This window comes from Caldimonas brevitalea (assembly GCF_001017435.1).
Taxonomy (GTDB): Bacteria; Pseudomonadota; Gammaproteobacteria; order Burkholderiales; family Burkholderiaceae_C; genus Caldimonas; species Caldimonas brevitalea.
The window spans coordinates 2,122,299-2,138,432 of the sequence record NZ_CP011371.1 but is presented as its reverse complement, the minus strand read 5'-3'; the positions used below and the strand labels follow the sequence as shown (position 1 = coordinate 2,138,432).

Below are 16,134 nucleotides of genomic sequence, written 5' to 3'. Positions count from 1 at the left end.
GCGGGCTGAAGAAAAAAAAGGCGGACGAGTCCGCCTTCTCGCCGTGTCAGGCCAGCTGGATCAGCTGAAGTTGGGCACGTTCTTGGCCAGGTCCCAGGCGCCGGTGATGTTCACCTTGCCGGACTTGTCGCCGCCGATGTTCAGCTCGTCGTACGTCCAGCGCACGGCGGAGTACTTCAGCGTGAAGGTCTCGGCCGGGATGCCTTCGCCGGAGACGGTCGGCGCGACGGACGCGACGATGACGTTCTTCAGCTCGACCTTCAGGTACTGGTGACGGTTTTGCGAATCGGACGGGCTGCCGACGTTGTTCTTGCCGCCATGGGCGCGGTAGAAATAGATGATCACGTCGTTGACCACGGTACCGGCCGAGCAAGCCTGCAGCAGCTTGGGCGTGGAACCGTCGATGTCCTTCGTGAACACCATTTCGCCGTGTTCGCAACGCTCAGCCGTGTGGCCGCCGGCGGTGGAAGACGTCGAGGACTTGGGCTGGCGAACCACATGGCTCCACGAGTAAACCTCAACGGTTTCCTTGTGCTTGGTGTCGCGCGAGTCACCCTTGATGTCGCTACCCTTGAACTCGACGTAAATGTCTTTTGCCATACTCGATAAACCTCCGCTGTGGATAGTTGGTTAGGGGGGAACGTCAACCCTTGCTGCCACTCGGCAGTTCTGCCACGAGGCGCAGGGAGACAGAAAGCTCGTCCAGCTGGAAATGCGGACGAACGAACGAGACCGCCCGGTAGACACCCGGACGACCAGGTACCTCGGAAACCTGGACCGAGGCTTCCCGCAGCGGGAACTGCGCCTTGGTCTCCTGCGATGCAGCGTCGTCGGACGTGACGTACTGGGAGATCCAGCGATTGAGGAAACTCTCGACGTTGGCGGCCGATGCGAAGCTGCCGATCTTGTCGCGCATCATCGCCTTCATGTAGTGGGCGATGCGGCAAACGGCGAACATGTACTGCAGCTGCGCCGACAACGAGGCATTGGCGTTGGCCGATGCCAGGTCGTACTTCTTCGGCTTCTGGGTGGACTGGGCACCGAAGAAGGCCGCGTAGTCGGTGTTCTTGCAGTGCACCAGCGGGATGAAGCCGAGGTCGCTGAGTTCTTTTTCGCGGCGGTCGGTGATCGAGATCTCGGTCGGGCACTTGAGCGCCACTTCGCCGTCGTCGGTCTTGAAGGTGTGCGTCGGCAGGTCTTCGACCAAACCGCCGCCTTCGACGCCGCGGATCGCCGCGCACCAGCCGTAGTTCTCGAACGCCGCAGTCAAACGAGCGCCCATCGCGTAGGCGGTGTTGACCCACAGGTAGCTGCTGTGGTCGCTGCCGTCGACGTCTTCGACGAAGTTGAAGCCCTCGACGGTGGTGCCGTCTTTGGGGTTGTACGGCAGGCGGCCGAGGAAGCGCGGCAGCGTCAGGCCGACATAGCGCGAATCTTCGCTCTCGCGGAACGACTTCCACTTGGCGTATTCGACCGTGTCGAACACCTTGGACAAATCACGCGGCTTGCCCAACTCGGTGTACGACTCGAGGCCGAACAGCTCGGGCGACGCCGCCGAGATGAAGGGCGCATGCGCCGCGGCCGCGACGTGCGACATCTGCTCGACGAAGTACATGTCTTCGGGCTGACGGCTGATGTCGTAGTCGCCGATCAGCGCACCGAAAGGCGAGCCGCCGAAGGTGCCGAACTCTTCTTCGTAGACCTTCTTGAACAGCGTGCTCTGGTCGAAGTCGATCGAGGTGTTGAAGTCTTTGACCAGTTCTTTCTTGGTCGCGTTCAGCACCTTGATCTTCATCATGGAGCTGGTGGAGGTGTGCTTGCACAGATAGTGCAGGCCGCGCCACGACGATTCCAGCTTCTGGAACTGCGGCGCGTGCATCACCTCGCTGAGCTGCTCGGAGATCAGGGCATCGAGCTCGGCGACGCGGGCGTCGATGGTGGCCGACAGGTTGTCGGACACCACCACGGTGCCTTGCAGCACTTCACGCACCAGCTCGGCAATGATGTCTTTCGCCCGGGCATGCTCGGTGGCCGACTTGGCCACCTTGCTCTGGCCGACGATGTCGTCGAGCAGGCTGCGTTCGCCTTCGACGACGTTGGCCGCTGCTGCCTGTTGCGCTGCGACTTGACCGCTGCTCATGGCTTACTCCTTGTCCTGCTTGGTTTCCTGGCCCAGCTGCTGCAGGCGCTCGGTGTTGCTCAACACTTCGCCCAGCAGGTCTTCGAGCTTCTCGTTGCCGGCCAGCTTGTTGCGCAGGTCGGCCAGCTTGGTGCGGGCCTCCAGCAGCTTGCGCAGCGGCTCGACCTGCTCGACCACGTTCTCGGGACGGAAGTCTTCGAGCTTGTTGAACTCGAGGTTGACCGCGAACTCGCCACCCTCGGGGCTCAGCTTGTTCTTGACGCGATACGACGCAGCGGGCGCCATGCCTGCCATCACTTCGTCGAAGTTGTCGAGGTCGACATTGACGAACTTGCGGTCTTTCAGACGCGGCTGCGGCTTGTCGGGATTGGCTTGGCCTGTGAAATCGCCCAGCACGCCCGTGACGAAAGGAATTTCCTTCTGCTCGATGGCGTCGCCGATTTCGACGTCATAGGTCAGCTGCACGCGGGGCGGGCGGACCTTCTCGAGGCGCTTCTGGACACTGTCTTTCTTGGCCATGGTGATTCCTTCAGTTCTGGGTCATTGCAAGGCGCCGAAGGGGTTGCGGCCCCCGGTGCTTGCAGGCTGTTGGGGCGGCGCTTCGACCGGTGGCTGGGCTGCCGGTGCGGCGCGAGGTGCGCGGCGGGTGCTGCCCCCCTGAGATGAGTTACCGGCACGGCTGCCGGGCGGCGGAGGCACCAGCACGGGCTCGCCCAGTGCCTCGCGGATCGTGCGAGCCAGGACTTCGGCTTCGGTCCGGGTGGAGCCGTTGACCGAATTCGCCTGGCGCAAATGAGCCAGCGCGGCGGCAGACGCCCTCAGGCCGCTGACCGCGATGATGCTGCGGGCGGTGAGGTCGCTGGTGTCGCGCTGCAGAACTTCCTGGGCTGCCACGATGGCGGCCCCGTAGTTCATCGCTTCGAACTGCAATTGAGCCGTGCGCAACCACGGCTGCTTGCTGCCGGGATGGGCCTGTGCTGCCTCGCTGAGGAGCGACAAAGCCTTGTTGTTGTCGTTGCGCTGTTGTGCGGCGTTGGCTTCGTCCAGCGTTTGCTGGAGATCCACGACCGGCGGTTTGTCGTTCTTGGGTGCGGTCGTCATGCAACCCGCAAGAAAACCCACCAAAAGTAGCGTCGCTGCGAGCGAACGCCCGCGTTTCATCTGGTCTGACAAGGAGACCCCCTCACCAATTCTTCACTGCTTCACTGTTGCTCTTGCCGCGTGCAGCTGCCGTGTGCAGAGCGCTGTACGTCGTTTCGCAGCGGATTAGAACGCATCTCCTTAACCGATCGCACCCCCCTCTTTGGGTGTGTTACAACTATTTGCGCATTGCTACCGCAACTCACGTAGGTCCATCCAATGGAGGGGGTGCGCGATCAAAACCCCGCCGCTAAACTGCCGCGCCAAGTCGCAACATCGCGAACAAGCAAGGGCTGAGGGAAGGTCGGTTGATGCAGTCACGCACGGGACAACTCGAACGGTTGATCACGCGGGGTTTCCTCGTGACCGGCCTGCTCGTGCTCGCCGGTTGCGAGACGGCGGGCAAGGCCGTAGAGGCCGTGGGCAATGCGAAAGACAAGGCACTGCAGGTGACGGGGCTGGTCAAGAAGGCGCCCGAGTTGCCCGACAGCGCCCTGCCCGCGCGGCGTGTGACGCTGCGCATCCAGGCCAGCGATTCGCTCAATGTCGACCCGAGTGGGCAATCGCTGTCGCTGGTCATGCGCATCTACAAGCTGAAGAGTGCAGACGCGTTCCTCAGCACGCCTTACGACGCCTTTGGCAACCCGGCGCGCGAAAAAGAACACCTGGGCGACGATGTGGTCGAAGTTCGCGACCTGCAGTTGGTGCCAGGGCAACGCTACGAAACGCAAGACAAGGTCGACCGCGAAGCGTCCTACATCGGTGTGGTGGCACTGCTTCGGGCGCCCGCGCCGCAGCGCTGGAAATACGCCTTCGCCGCCGAGCCGGCACAAAAGACCGGCATCACGATGGGCGCCCACGCCTGCAGCCTCAGCGTGTCGATGGGCGCGCCGGTCAACACGGCCAGCAGCGTCGCGTCGATGAGCCCGGGGCAGTGCCCTTGAACCGGGAGGCGATCAGCGCCCCCCGTCTGTGAGAAACAACCTTGATTCATTCTGCCAAGCTACTTTGGGGTGAAGGCCTCTTTCTTCGGCCCCAGCATTTCCAGCGGCAAGACGCGTATCACGAGTGGCGCCTGGCGCAGTTCGCGCGGGTGCTGCACCCGTATGCATGGGGCGTGCGCCACCTGAAGCTCGACAACGACGCGCTGCAGGCCGGCGTGCTGCGCCTGCTGGAACTGCAGGTGGTGTTCCCGGACGGTGAGCTCTACAGCGCGCCGGCTGAAGACGACCTGCCACCGCCGGTCTCGCTCGAGTCGCTCGGCAGCGCCGGCACCGAGGTGGTGTTCCACCTCGCGATGGCACCGCTGCGCAGCATGGGCAGCAACTTCACCGGCCCGCAGGAAACGCCCGACACCAGCGCGCGCTACTTCCAGCGCAACGAGTCGGCGCCCGACTGGTACACCGACGCGGTGGACGCCGAAGTGGCGGTGCTGAAGAAGTCGGCCCGGCTGCTGGCCGACCATGAGCCGCGCGACCACCTCGTCAGCCTGCCGGCGCTGCGCGTGCGCCGCACCTCGACCGGTGGCTTCGAAGCCGACGGCCGCTTCGTGCCGCCTTGCGTGTCGATCCAGGCGTCGCCCGCCCTGCACTTGACGCTGCGTCGTTTGCTCGACGTGCTGCAGGCCAAGGTCGACGCGCTCTACGGCTTTCATCGCGAGCCGTCGAAGAACATCATCGAGTTCCGCTCGGGCGACGTCGCGTCGTTCTGGTTGCTGCACACCGCCAGTTCCAGCTTCGCCTCGTTGTCGCATTTGCTGCGCCACCCCGGCTTGCACCCCGAGCGCTTGTTCCAGGGCCTGCTCGAGCTCGCCGGCGCGCTGCTGACCTTCTCCAAGGGCTTCACGCTGGCCGACCTGCCGGCCTATGAGCATGCCAACCCCGGGCCGGCCTTTGCACGGCTCGACCACATCATCCGCGAGTTGCTCGAGACGGTCATCTCGACGCGCTACTTCTCGATCGCGCTGAACGAGACCAAGCCGTCGTTCCACCTCGGCCGACTCGACTCCGAGCAGGTCACGCCGACCACCAGCCTCTACCTGGGCGTGAGTGCGTCGATGCCGCCGGCCGAACTGGTCGAGTCGGTGCCGATGCGCTTCAAGCTCGGTGCCCCGGACGATGTCGACAAGCTGGTGCTGTCGGCCATGCCCGGCGTGCGCGTCAGCCACGCGCCGCAAGTACCGGCCGCCATCCCGGTGCGTCCGGGCAGCTATTACTTCGCGCTCGAGCCGCGCGGCGCGCTGTACGAGCGCATGCTGCAGGCGCAGGCCATCTCGATCTACGTGCCGCAGGGCTGGGCGGAACTGAAGCTTGAACTGATCGCAGTCAACTCATGAACCCGAACGCCACCACTCCGCCGTCGCTGTTCGCGCAAGGCGGTGCGCCTGTCATGGCCCGCAGCGGCTCGCCGCTCGAGGCTCGCACGCTGCTCGACCTGATGTACGACGGCTTCTACATGTTGTTCCTGCTGAAGAACAAACATGCGCCGCTCGACGCCGAGCTGTTCCGCGAGAAGGTCAAGGACTTCCTGAAGGAATTCGAGCGTGGTGCCGACCGGCTCAAGGCGCCGAGCGAAGACGTCTATCTCGCCAAGTACGCCTTTTGCGCGCTGGTCGACGAGGCGGTGTTGATGTCGCAGTTCAAGGTGCGCGATGCCTGGGAGCGGCAACCGCTGCAACTGCAGTTCTTCGGTGAGCAACTGGCCGGCGAGAACTTCTTCGAGCGCCTCGAAGAGCTGCGCCGCCAGGGCGCTGCACGCGTGCAGACGCTCGAGGTGTTCCACATGTGTTTGCTGCTGGGCTTCCAGGGCAAGTATCTGCTCGAAGGCACCGAGAAGCTCAACTACCTGACGGCCCGCCTCGGCGACGAGATTTCGCACCTGAAGGGTCAGCGCGCCGGCTTCGCGCCGCATTGGGCGCCGCCCGACCAGGTGAGGCACACGCTGAAGAACGAAGTCCCGTTGTGGGTGATCGGGTCGGTGTTTGCGCTGCTGGGCCTGGTGGCCTTCCTGGGGCTGCGCTGGTCGCTCGGCAGCAGCACGCGCAGCGAGCTGTCGGCTTACCAGGACTTGATCAAGCTGCCGCCCAAGGCGGCCCACTTGACCATCACGTTGCCTTGAGCCGACCGGACGCGACGACGATGAAGCCCAGCCCGCACGAGGCCGTCAGGCCGCGACGGCCCGACGCTGCTGCTGCGCCTCAGCGCAGCAAGTTGGTGTCCTGCTGCGCGGTGGGGCAGGCGGCGTCGACGCCCCACTGCCCTGAGCAGATGCGTGCACGGCACAGCTGCGACTCGAGCCAGCCCAGCGTCATGCAGCGGCGCACCAGTTCGCTGGTGGGCAGCGGCGGTTCCTGCTGCAACACCACCTCGCGCCCGGCACCGGCCGGGGCACTGCCGGCGGTCACGGCGGCCGCGACTGCAGGCGCGGGTGCACGCACCGGCACCGCAGCGGCGCGGCGGCCGGCCATGTGCGACACCATGGCTTCGAGCAAGTCGATGTCAGCGTCGAGCCGTGCATTCGCATCACGGGCCGGCGCCTTGCGGTTGGCGGCCGGGGCAGCGCTGGCGACGCGGGCGGGCTCCGAGCTGGCCGAGACGCGCTGCGCCGGCGTGCCGGCCGAGGCCACCTTCGTGCCCGAGGCCTTCGAGGCCGCGGCGGCCCCGCTGGTCGCGCGGGTCTGGCGTGTCGGTGTCAGCGAAGAGAAGGGGTCCTGTGCAGAGGCCGACGCGGTGCTGGCCGCTGCTGTAGCGACAGCGTCGGAGGCGGCCGTCGCCACCACGACGTTCTCGATCCGCGCGGCCTGCGGTTCTGCAGCAGCAGCCACGGTCGGGGCGGCATCGGTTGCCGCGGGGGCGGCAGGCTGCGACGCAGCAACCACCGCTGCGGCCGACGCGGCAACCGCGCTGGCCGGCGAGGCCGGCCGTGTGTCCCGCTGCGCCACCTCGATGGGGCCGGCTGCGTCGTCGAAGCTCCCCGCGTTGAAGGCCCAGTACGCGGCGCCCAACACGGCGCCCACCGCCACCACCGCCAGCCCGGCCCGCCACGGCGTGCGCGGCCCGCGCGACGGCGAGCGGCGGGCGGCGCGCCCGGCGCCTTTGCTGCGCGTGTCGATGGTGGACAGGATCTTGACGGGGCCACGCTCTGCGGCCGCTGCGTCGCGGGAATTGGCGGCGTCGTCGGCGAACAAGCTCGGTCGCGCCCAGGGCCCGTTTTCGGGCGGTTCGGTGTTGTGGTTCAAGCCACTTTCTCCCTCGAAGCCGGCGGGTCTGAATGACCGCCTGGCAAGCGCAGGCGATTCTATAGACGCCTGCTTCTGCAGCCCATTGTGGAAAACCTTGGTTACCATTTCATGCTGCCCGCAGTCGTGATTTATTTCGTGCTCGCCTGCGCGTTGCTCGGTCTGGTGTTCCTGCCCGAGCCGCGCGCCTGGGTGGCATCGCGACTCGGCCTGCTGGCCGGCGCGACCCGTGCGGCGGTCCGGCAGTCCACCTCACGCTGGCAGCGCGGTTGCGACCACACCTCACGACAGGCGGCGGCCGCGGCGAGTGCCGGCGTCAGCTGGATGCGCCGCCGCTGGCCCCTGTGGAGCGCGGCCGTGGCCCTGCTGTTGATACCGCCCACCGTGGTCTATCTGCTGCGCGACCGGCACCAGCCGGAGGGCTACGTCGACCTGGCCGACAACCCCACCCTCGTCGGCCAGTTGCTGGAAGGCGAGCAGCTGGTGGCCCCGCCAGCACTGCCACCCGAGGTGTTCACCACCGCCGAGGTGCAGCAAAGCCGCCCGCTGCTGTCCAGCGCCGACCGCAAGTGGGAACTGCTCGACCACGATTTCCGCCAGCGCCTGCTGATGGCCTTCAAGATCATGAAGGAACAGCATGGCTACGACATGGCGCTGCTGGAGGGCTACCGCAGCCCCGAGCGGCAGGCCATGCTGCAGAACATGGGCACGCATGTGACCCACGCCGGGCCGTACCAGAGCTACCACCAGTTCGGTTTGGCGGCCGACTGCGCCTTCTATCGCAACGGCAAGCTCGTGATCAGCGAGCGCGACCCGTGGGCGATGCGGGGCTACGAGCTGTACGGCGAAGTCGCCGCATCACTGGGGCTGACCTGGGGCGGCGCGTGGAAGATGCGAGATTTGGGGCACGTGGAATTGCGGCGACCAGGTGTTAAACCTAGAAACCAGTAGTAACACGTCACTAGATAACCTGGATAGACTGCTGCGCACACGAATATTCGTTGCGCAGGGAGGGACTGAGCAATGGCAAAACCTTTCATCGTCCTTGGGGACAAGACCAGCCATGGGGGCACCGTGATCGAGGCCTCCGGCGCGAGCGACACGCACGGCAAGCGGCTGGCGCGGGTCGGCGACAAGGTGACCTGCCCGAAGAAGGGCCATGGCGGCACCACCGTCATCGTCACCGGCGACCCGACCATGCTGGTGGACGGCCAGCCCGCCGCCCGCCACGGCGACAAGACCGCCTGCGGCGCCACCTTGATCGCCAGCCAGAGCAACAGCACGGACATCTGAGCCGGCGACAGAGAGCCGCCGCATGCACAAATCACTCAAGCTCGTAGCCCTGATGGCCGCCGTCACGGTGGCCGTCTGGGCATTGACGATCTGGCACTGGCAACGCACCCAGCGCATGGTGACCACCAGCGATCTGGTGCTCTACCTGCTGGTGCTGCCGCTGCTGGCCGTGGTCGCTTTGTGGGCCGGGCGGCGCGCCTTGTCACGTCGTGCCGGGACGGCGGTCGCCGTGCCCGCCGGCGCGGCTGCTGCTTCTGCCTCTGCCGCGGGCGCCGCCGCGCCCACCGCGGCCGCCCAGGACAGGCCGCAACCGGCACTGGTGCTGGCTTCGGCACTGACCCTGTCGATCGCAACCGACGCCGCTGGCGCGCTGGCGGCGCTGGCCGAAGCCAAGACGCTGCCCGAACTCGACCCGCAGCTGCGCGACGACGAGGGCTTCCCGCTGTTGACCGCACGTGCGGCCGACCTCGACACCGCGCCGGTCGACGCCGCGCTGCAAGACCTGCTGCCCGCCCTGGTGGCGCGGCAGCCCCAGTGGCAGGGCCTGGAGCCGTCGCCGGCTTTCGTGCGCGCACTGGCATTGCTCGAAGCCCCCTTGCAGGAGGTGCTCGAGGCCTGCGCCGCCGAGTGGCAAGCCCAGCAGCTGCCGCCTGACAGCCTGGCGCCCGGCCGCGGCGCGCGTCTCGCACCGGCCGTGGCGCTGGTGTGGGCGCTGCCGCAGCATTGGAGCGAACCCGAGCAGGCGCTGGCACGCCTGTGGTTGCACCGCACCCTGAAGGCCCAGCCGCTGCCACAGGACGTGTGGCAGGTGCAGGTGCACGCCGCCGGCAGCGCCGAAGCCTTGTTCGTGCATGTCGAGCAGCAGTTTGCCGCCTGGCGTCGCGAGCAGCGTCCGGGCCTGCTGGTGGCGCTGGCGTGCGACTCGTCGCTGGACGAAGCGCGCGTGCAACTGCTGCTGCGCGAGGGCGCGCTGCAGACCAGCCGGCAACCCAAGGGTGTGGTGCCCGGCGAAGCCGGCGCCGCCGTGTTGCTGGCGACCCCGACCTGGCCGGTCACGCAGGCCGACCCCGCCCGCGTGCCACGGCTGCAGCCGGTGGCGATACGCCGGCGCGACAAGTCGGCCGACGCCGCAGGCCGCATCGACGGCAGCACCTTGGCACAAGCCGCCGAAACCGCGATGGGTTCGGCCGCCCTCGAGCCGGCGCAATGCGGCCGCGTCATCAGCGACGTCGACCTGCGCGCCAGCCGCAGCAGCGAGCTGGCCGACGTGATGCTGCAGCACCTGCCCGACCTCGACGCCGGCGAGCAGGTGGTCCGGCTCGGCCTCGCCTGTGGCGACCTGGGCGTGGCCCGCGGCCTGTGCTGCCTCGCGCTCGCCGCCGAAAGCGTGCGCAGCGAGGAACAGCCTGTGCTCGTGACCACTGCGATGCACCCGCACGACCGCGCCGCCTTCGCGCTGACGCTGAATCCCGAGCCTGGCGCTGGCGCCGGGCCCGCCGCCTGACCGCGGCCTACCGATACTTGACTCTCGTCACCATGCAACGACTTCGGGACTTTCTTCTAGACCCCAGGACCTTGGGCGTGATCGGCCTGCTCGCGCTGGCCGCATTCCTGCTGCTGGGCGCTAACACGCTGCGCATCGGGCTCATCTGGGCGCTGGTGGCGCTGGGGTTGATCGTGGCCGTCTGGGCCACCGTGTGGTACCTGAAGCGCCGCCGGGCGCGCAAGGCTGCCGAAGGCCTCGAGCAGGCGCTGCACGACCAGGCCGACCGCGCCGTCAAGGGCACGCCGAATGCACAGCGCGGCGAGACCGAAGCCTTGCGCGAACGCATGCTCGAGGCGGTCAAGACCATCAAGACCTCCAAGCTCGGGCAGACCTCCGGCACGGCGGCGCTCTATGAGCTGCCCTGGTACATCGTGATCGGCAACCCGGCCGCCGGCAAGAGCTCGGCGATCGCCAAGTCGGGGCTGCAGTTCCCGTTCGCCGACAACAGCGGCACCATCATCCAGGGCATCGGCGGCACCCGCAATTGCGACTGGTTCTTCACCACCGAAGGCATCCTGCTCGACACCGCCGGCCGCTATTCGGTGCACGAAGAAGACCGCGACGAGTGGCGCGACTTTTTGTCGCTGCTCAAGAAGCACCGGCCCAAGGCGCCCATCAACGGCATCATGATCGCCGCCAGCCTCGCCGAGCTGGCCGGCAACAAGCCCGAGTTCTCGATCCAGCTCGCCAAGCAGTTGCGCCAGCGCGTGCAGGAGCTGACCGAGCAGCTGGAAGTGTTCGCGCCCGTCTATGTGGTCTTCACCAAGGCCGACCTGGTGGCCGGTTTTGCCGAATTCTTCGAAGACCGCGACCCGGGCGAACGCGAGCGTGCCTGGGGCGCCACCCTGCCCTATGACGGCGACGGCAAGCTCGACGCGGTGACGCAGTTCGAGCGCCATTTTGAAGAACTCTACGAAGGCCTGAAGGCGGCGTCGGTGGCCCGCATGTCGCTGCACCGTGGCGAGAAGCTGCCGCCGGGGGTGCTGACCTTCCCGCTCGAGTTCGCCTCGCTGAAGCCGACGCTGCGCACCTTCTTGACCACGCTGTTCGAAGAAAACCCGTTCCAGTTCCGTCCCATCTTCCGGGGCTTCTACTTCACCAGCGCGGTGCAGCAGGGCAGCTCGACCAGCCGCTCCAGCGAGCGGGTCGCGCAACGCTTCGGGCTGCAGCTGCAGCACGGCACCACCGCCGAGGTGTATTCGCAGACCGGCTTCTTCCTGAAGGACTTGTTCTCGAAGGTGGTGTTCGCCGACCGCAACCTGGTCAAGCAATACGCCAGCCGCAACAAGCTGCGTTGGCGTTATGCCGCCTTCTTCGGCGGCGTTGCGGCGCTGGGCCTCGCGCTGGCCGCCTGGACCTGGTCGTATGCCGGCAACCGCCAGCTGGTCGAGAACGTGCAGGCCGACCTCGACAAGGTGGTCAAGCTGCAGGCCAACCGCACCGACCTGCAGTCGCGCCTGGAAGCGCTCGAGGTGCTGCGTGACCGGCTGGTGCAATTGCAGGCCTACCGCGACGAGCGCCCCTGGTCGCTGAGCCTGGGCCTCTACCAGGGCCACCGCATCGAATCGCAGCTCAAGCGCGAGTATTACGCGGGGGTCCAGGAGGTGCTGCTGCAGCCGGTGGCGTCGAGCATCGAAACCTATCTGGCCGAAGTCAACGCCAATGCCGCCGAGCTGCGGCCGTTGCAGGGCGGCACGCCGGCCGCGGCGAGCGGACAGCCGGCCAATACAACGCCGGCCACGGCCAACGTCAGCGCCCAGCCGACGCCCGGCCACTACACCGCCGCGTCGGCGTCCAACGTCACGGACGCCTACAACGCGCTGAAGAGCTACATCATGCTGGGGGATCGCACTCGGGCCGAGGCCGGCCACTTGAGCGACCAGCTGACGCGCTTCTGGCGCGGCTGGCTCGAGACCAACCGCGGCGGCATGCCACGCGAGCAGATGATCCGCAGCGCCGAGAGCCTGATCTCGTTCACGGTGACGCAGCTCGGCGATCCGCAGTTCCCGCAGGTGCAGAACAACCTGGCGGTGCTCGACCAGACGCGCGAGAACCTGCGCCGGGTGGTCAAGGGCATGCCGGCGCGCGAGCGCGTCTATTCCGAGATCAAGGCCCGCGCCTCGACGCGCTTCGCCCCGGTCACCGTCGCCCGCCTGGTCGGTGAGGCCGACAAGGACGTGATCGCCGGCAGCTACGCCATCTCGGGCACCTTCACGCGCCGCGCCTGGGACGAATACGTGCAGGCCGCGATCAAGGACGCGGCCTACAAAGAGCTGCAGACCGACGACTGGGTGCTCAAGAGCAGCGTGGTCGACGACCTGACGCTGGAAGGCAGCCCCGAGCAGATCCAGAAAGCCCTGGTGCAGATGTACAAGACCGAGTACGTGCGCGAGTGGCAGAAGTTCATGCAGGGCGTGAGCATTCCCGAGTTCGGCAGCTTCGACCAGGCGGTCGCCCGGATGAACCGCCTCGGCGACCCGGCCAACTCGCCGATCGGCCGGCTGATGCAGGCGCTCTACGACGAAACCTCCTGGGACAACCCGTCGCTGCTCAACGAGAAGCTCGAGCGCTCGCAGGGCGGCGTGGTGGCGTGGTTCAAGCAGACCATCCTGCGCCAAACGCCCTCGCGCGTGCAGGTCGACATCAACCTCAACACGCCGCAAGCCGGAGTGCCGATGGGCCCGATCGGCAAGGAGTTCTTCGTGTTGAACCGGCTGATGATGCGGCCCGACAACTCGCCGACGCTGATGCGCAGCTACCTCGACGCGCTGGCCAAGGTGCGCAGCCGCTTCAACCAGATGAAGAACCAGGGCGACCCCGGCCCCGCCAGCCGCCAGCTGATGCAGCAGACGCTGGAAGGCAACGGCTCCGAACTGGCCGAGGCGCTCAAGCTGGTCGACGAGCAGATGCTCAACGGCACCGGCATGACCGACACCGCCAAGGCCGCCTTGCGACCGCTGCTGGTGCGCCCGCTGATGCAGGCCTACAGCGTGGTGGTGCGGCCGACCGAGGGCGAGCTGAACCGCGTCTGGACCGCGCAGGTCTACGAGCCCTTCCAGCGCACGCTGGCGTCCAAGTACCCGTTTGCCCGCGGGGCGCAGGTCGAGGCCGGCCCGGCCGACATCGCCAAGGTGTTCGGACCGGAGGGCGCCATCGCCAAGTTCTCGGAGCAAACCCTGGGGCCATTGGTGACCCGCCGCGGTGACCAGCTCACCGCCCGCACCTGGGCCGACATGGGCGTGCGCCTTGCGCCGGAGTTCACCACGCAGTTTGCCGGCTGGGTCGCACCGCTGGCCGGCGCGAGCGCCGCTTCGGGCGGCGGCGGTGGCGGCGCGTCGGCAGAGCAGACCGTGTTCCAGTTGCTGCCGCAAGCGGCCCCGGGCCTGACCGAATACACGGTCGAGATCGACGGCCAGGTCCTGCGCTACCGCAACACCGCGGCAGCCTGGACGCCATTCGTCTGGCCGTCCACCCAAGGCGCGCCGGGCGTGCGCATCACCGGGCAGACCTTCGACGGCCAGACCATCGAGTTCCTCAACTACCCGGGCCGTTTCGGGCTCGAGAGGATGGTCAACTCCGCGCAGCGGCGCCGGCTCGACGCGAATGTGCACGAGCTGAAGTGGCCGTCGGGCCGGCACGCCGTCACGCTGCAACTGAAGATCATCAGCACGCCGGGCGCTGCAGCGCCGGCCGCGGGTGCGCAGAACACCGGCGCCGCCGCTCAGGGCGCAACCAGCCTGCGCGGTGCGGTCCTGCCCAGCGTGATCGCCGGGCCGGCCGCCGGCACGCCCGCGAGCCCTGCGACCACCACCACGTCTTCCGCCACCACCGCCAACGGGAGCGCCCCGCAATGAACACCCCCAGCGTTCCCGTGAATCTCGTCTACTTCGGCAAGGTCCCGTCACGCGGTGACTTCATCCGCAGCGCCAACAGCACGGCCTTGATCCAGACGCTCGACCATTGGCTGTCGCAAACGATGGAGCTGCTCGCCACCGACCCGCGCTGGAAGCTGGTCTACGACGCGGCGCCACCGGTGCAGTTCGCCTTTCTCGGCTCGCGCAGCACGGTGGGCCTGGCCGGCCACCTGATCCCGAGCCAGGACTCGTCGGGGCGGCGCTTTCCCTTCATCACGGCCGGCTCGTTCGAAGTGCGCGAGCCGCTCGACTTCATGGCCCGCAGCCCCTTGGCGCTGACGCGCTTGTGGACCCGCTTCGAGAACTCGACGCGGCTGGCCCACGACGCCGCCGACGTGACTGAAGTGCAGCAGCAGCTGGCGCACACCAGCGTCGACCTGGAGGTGGTGCCGCGCGCCTACCAGGCCAATTTTGTCGACTTCCTCGAGATGCAGACGCTGGGCGGCCTCGAAGCCATGCTCGAACAGGCCGGCCAGCGCATCTCGATGCGCCAGACGCTGCTGGCGCTGGGCATGCTGCTGCAGCCGGTGCTGGCGCAGGGCAGCGTGCGGCTCGACAAGGGCCTGGTGCTGCCGCTGGTGAACGACCCGCTGTACCGCCCGTTCGTCGCCACGCTGTGGCTGGAACTGGTGTCGCGCTTCCTCAAGCGCGGCGACTTCGAGCTGGCCATCTTCGTGACCCGCGTCGACGGCCGCCCCTCGCTCGTGATCGGCTTCAACGGCGCGTCGCCGCGCACGCTGCGCGCCGTGCTCGACCCGCAAGCCACGCTGAACGACAACGTCGAGTTCTCGCAGAGCCAGTGGGTCGAAGACTATGTCGACGAAGACTACGGCGTGAAGAAACTTTCGAGCTATTTGCGCGAGCCGCAGCTGTCGCTGCGCCAGGCGCTGGACACCTACCGCGAGGCCTTCCTCGGCGAGTGAAGCAGCCCACCATGACCCAGATCACCCCCACCACCGCCTTCCTGCGTCCGCTGTACGCGGCCCTGCTGACCGGCGCGCTGCTCCCCGTCGGGGCGCTCGCCCAACAGCAACAGCAGCCCTCGCAACAGGCCGCCCCCGCCCTGATCACCGGCCCCGGCGCCGCCCCCAACCAGGTGGTGGCCAGCGGCACGGTGCCCGACGAAGCCACCCGCGCGGTCGTGCTCGCGCGGCTGCGCGAGCTGTACGGCAGCGACCGGGTGGTCGACCAGATCCAGGTCGGCGCGGTGGTGGCGCCGCCGAACTGGTCGAACTACGTGCAGAAGGTGCTCAGCCCCGACCTCAAGCAGGTGACGCGCGGGCAGTTGGCCATCCAGGGCAACAACATCGACCTCAAGGGCGAGGTCGCCAACGAAGCCCAGCGCCAGCAGATCGCCAGCACGATGGCGACCAGCCTGAACCCCACCTACACCATCCGCAACGGGCTGCGGGTGGCGGCCAGCGAGCAGAACCTGGTCGACGACGCGCTGGCCAACCGCATCATCGAGTTCGAAGCCGGCAGCTCGGTGCTGAAGCCCGAGGGCGTGAAGATCCTCGACGAGATGGTGCCGGCGCTGGCCAAGGTGGCCGCCCGCAAGATCGAGATCATCGGCCACACCGACGCACAAGGCGCGCGCGACGCCAACATCGCGTTGTCGTTTGCCCGGGCCGATGCGGTGAAGGAGTATTTGCGCAGCAAGGGCATCGACGCGGCGCGCATCAATGTGTCGGGCGCGGGGCCGGACCGGCCGGTGGCGAGCAATCAGACGCCGGATGGACGGGCCCGCAACCGGCGGATCGAGTTCCGGGTCAGTCAGTGACTTCGTGCGAGCCGGCTTGAGGCCATCCGTTAGAGCGCGGTAGCCCTCGTCGAGTTGAAGTCGCCACAGGTCGCCACAAGGCGG

14 protein-coding genes are annotated in these 16,134 nt (G+C 67.4%); 9 read left to right on the top strand and 5 right to left on the bottom strand.

The window, feature by feature from the left end; genetic code table 11:
- Positions 1 to 60: 60 nt before the first annotated feature.
- The 4 genes from AAW51_RS09350 to AAW51_RS09335 are packed head-to-tail and all read right to left on the bottom strand — an operon-like array spanning position 61 to position 3,241.
- Entirely contained in the window at positions 61 to 600 is a 540-nt protein-coding gene (locus tag AAW51_RS09350; protein WP_047194398.1) for an Hcp family type VI secretion system effector, read from the bottom strand.
- A gap of 43 nt (positions 601 to 643) precedes the next feature.
- Positions 644 to 2,140: a type VI secretion system contractile sheath large subunit gene (tssC, locus tag AAW51_RS09345; RefSeq protein WP_047194397.1), complete on the bottom strand. Its 1,497-nt coding sequence runs from the start codon at positions 2,138 to 2,140 to the stop codon at positions 644 to 646.
- Between the two features lie 3 nt (positions 2,141 to 2,143).
- On the bottom strand, positions 2,144 to 2,659 hold the full coding sequence (tssB, locus tag AAW51_RS09340) for a type VI secretion system contractile sheath small subunit (RefSeq protein WP_047194396.1): 516 nt from the start codon (positions 2,657 to 2,659) through the stop codon (positions 2,144 to 2,146).
- Between the two features lie 21 nt (positions 2,660 to 2,680).
- The gene (locus AAW51_RS09335; RefSeq protein WP_047194395.1) at positions 2,681 to 3,241 is read right to left on the bottom strand and encodes a tetratricopeptide repeat protein; all 561 of its coding nucleotides are present in this window, start codon (positions 3,239 to 3,241) and stop codon (positions 2,681 to 2,683) included.
- A gap of 350 nt (positions 3,242 to 3,591) precedes the next feature.
- Here AAW51_RS09335 and tssJ point away from each other — a divergent pair, with 350 nt between their 5' ends.
- Genes tssJ through icmH form a run of 3 tightly spaced genes read left to right on the top strand, consistent with a single transcriptional unit; the run spans position 3,592 to position 6,397 of the window.
- Positions 3,592 to 4,224 (top strand): type VI secretion system lipoprotein TssJ, encoded by a 633-nt coding sequence (gene tssJ, locus AAW51_RS09330; RefSeq protein WP_053013444.1) that lies wholly within the window; start codon positions 3,592 to 3,594, stop codon positions 4,222 to 4,224.
- Between the two features lie 41 nt (positions 4,225 to 4,265).
- Positions 4,266 to 5,615: a type VI secretion system baseplate subunit TssK gene (gene tssK / locus AAW51_RS09325; protein ID WP_047194394.1), complete on the top strand. Its 1,350-nt coding sequence runs from the start codon at positions 4,266 to 4,268 to the stop codon at positions 5,613 to 5,615.
- Positions 5,612 to 6,397 carry a type IVB secretion system protein IcmH/DotU gene (gene icmH, locus AAW51_RS09320; protein ID WP_083438186.1) on the top strand — a complete coding sequence of 262 codons (786 nt, stop codon included), beginning with the start codon at positions 5,612 to 5,614 and terminating at the stop codon, positions 6,395 to 6,397. Before tssK ends, icmH begins: the two co-directional genes overlap by 4 nt.
- A 79-nt stretch (positions 6,398 to 6,476) precedes the next feature.
- On the opposite strand, the gene AAW51_RS09315 is transcribed toward icmH, so the two are convergent.
- Positions 6,477 to 7,517 (bottom strand): hypothetical protein, encoded by a 1,041-nt coding sequence (locus tag AAW51_RS09315; protein ID WP_047194393.1) that lies wholly within the window; start codon positions 7,515 to 7,517, stop codon positions 6,477 to 6,479.
- Positions 7,518 to 7,628: 111 nt separating this feature from the next.
- Here AAW51_RS09315 and AAW51_RS09310 point away from each other — a divergent pair, with 111 nt between their 5' ends.
- The 6 genes from AAW51_RS09310 to AAW51_RS09285 all read left to right on the top strand — a co-directional run bounded on the left by AAW51_RS09310 (position 7,629) and on the right by AAW51_RS09285 (position 16,050).
- Positions 7,629 to 8,468 carry a M15 family metallopeptidase gene (locus AAW51_RS09310; protein ID WP_047194392.1) on the top strand — a complete coding sequence of 280 codons (840 nt, stop codon included), beginning with the start codon at positions 7,629 to 7,631 and terminating at the stop codon, positions 8,466 to 8,468.
- Between the two features lie 72 nt (positions 8,469 to 8,540).
- A complete protein-coding gene (locus AAW51_RS09305; RefSeq protein WP_047194391.1) occupies positions 8,541 to 8,810 on the top strand; it encodes a PAAR domain-containing protein in 270 nt (89 codons plus the stop codon).
- Between the two features lie 22 nt (positions 8,811 to 8,832).
- Positions 8,833 to 10,314 carry a hypothetical protein gene (locus AAW51_RS09300; protein ID WP_047194390.1) on the top strand — a complete coding sequence of 494 codons (1,482 nt, stop codon included), beginning with the start codon at positions 8,833 to 8,835 and terminating at the stop codon, positions 10,312 to 10,314.
- 32 nt (positions 10,315 to 10,346) lie between these two features.
- A complete protein-coding gene (tssM, locus tag AAW51_RS09295) occupies positions 10,347 to 14,210 on the top strand; it encodes a type VI secretion system membrane subunit TssM (RefSeq protein ID WP_047194389.1) in 3,864 nt (1,287 codons plus the stop codon).
- The gene (gene tagF / locus AAW51_RS09290; RefSeq protein WP_047194388.1) at positions 14,207 to 15,193 is read left to right on the top strand and encodes a type VI secretion system-associated protein TagF; all 987 of its coding nucleotides are present in this window, start codon (positions 14,207 to 14,209) and stop codon (positions 15,191 to 15,193) included. Before tssM ends, tagF begins: the two co-directional genes overlap by 4 nt.
- 11 nt (positions 15,194 to 15,204) lie before the next feature.
- Complete coding sequence (locus tag AAW51_RS09285; RefSeq protein WP_053014006.1) at positions 15,205 to 16,050, top strand: OmpA family protein; 846 nt, start codon at positions 15,205 to 15,207, stop codon at positions 16,048 to 16,050.
- Positions 16,051 to 16,134: the final 84 nt, after the last annotated feature.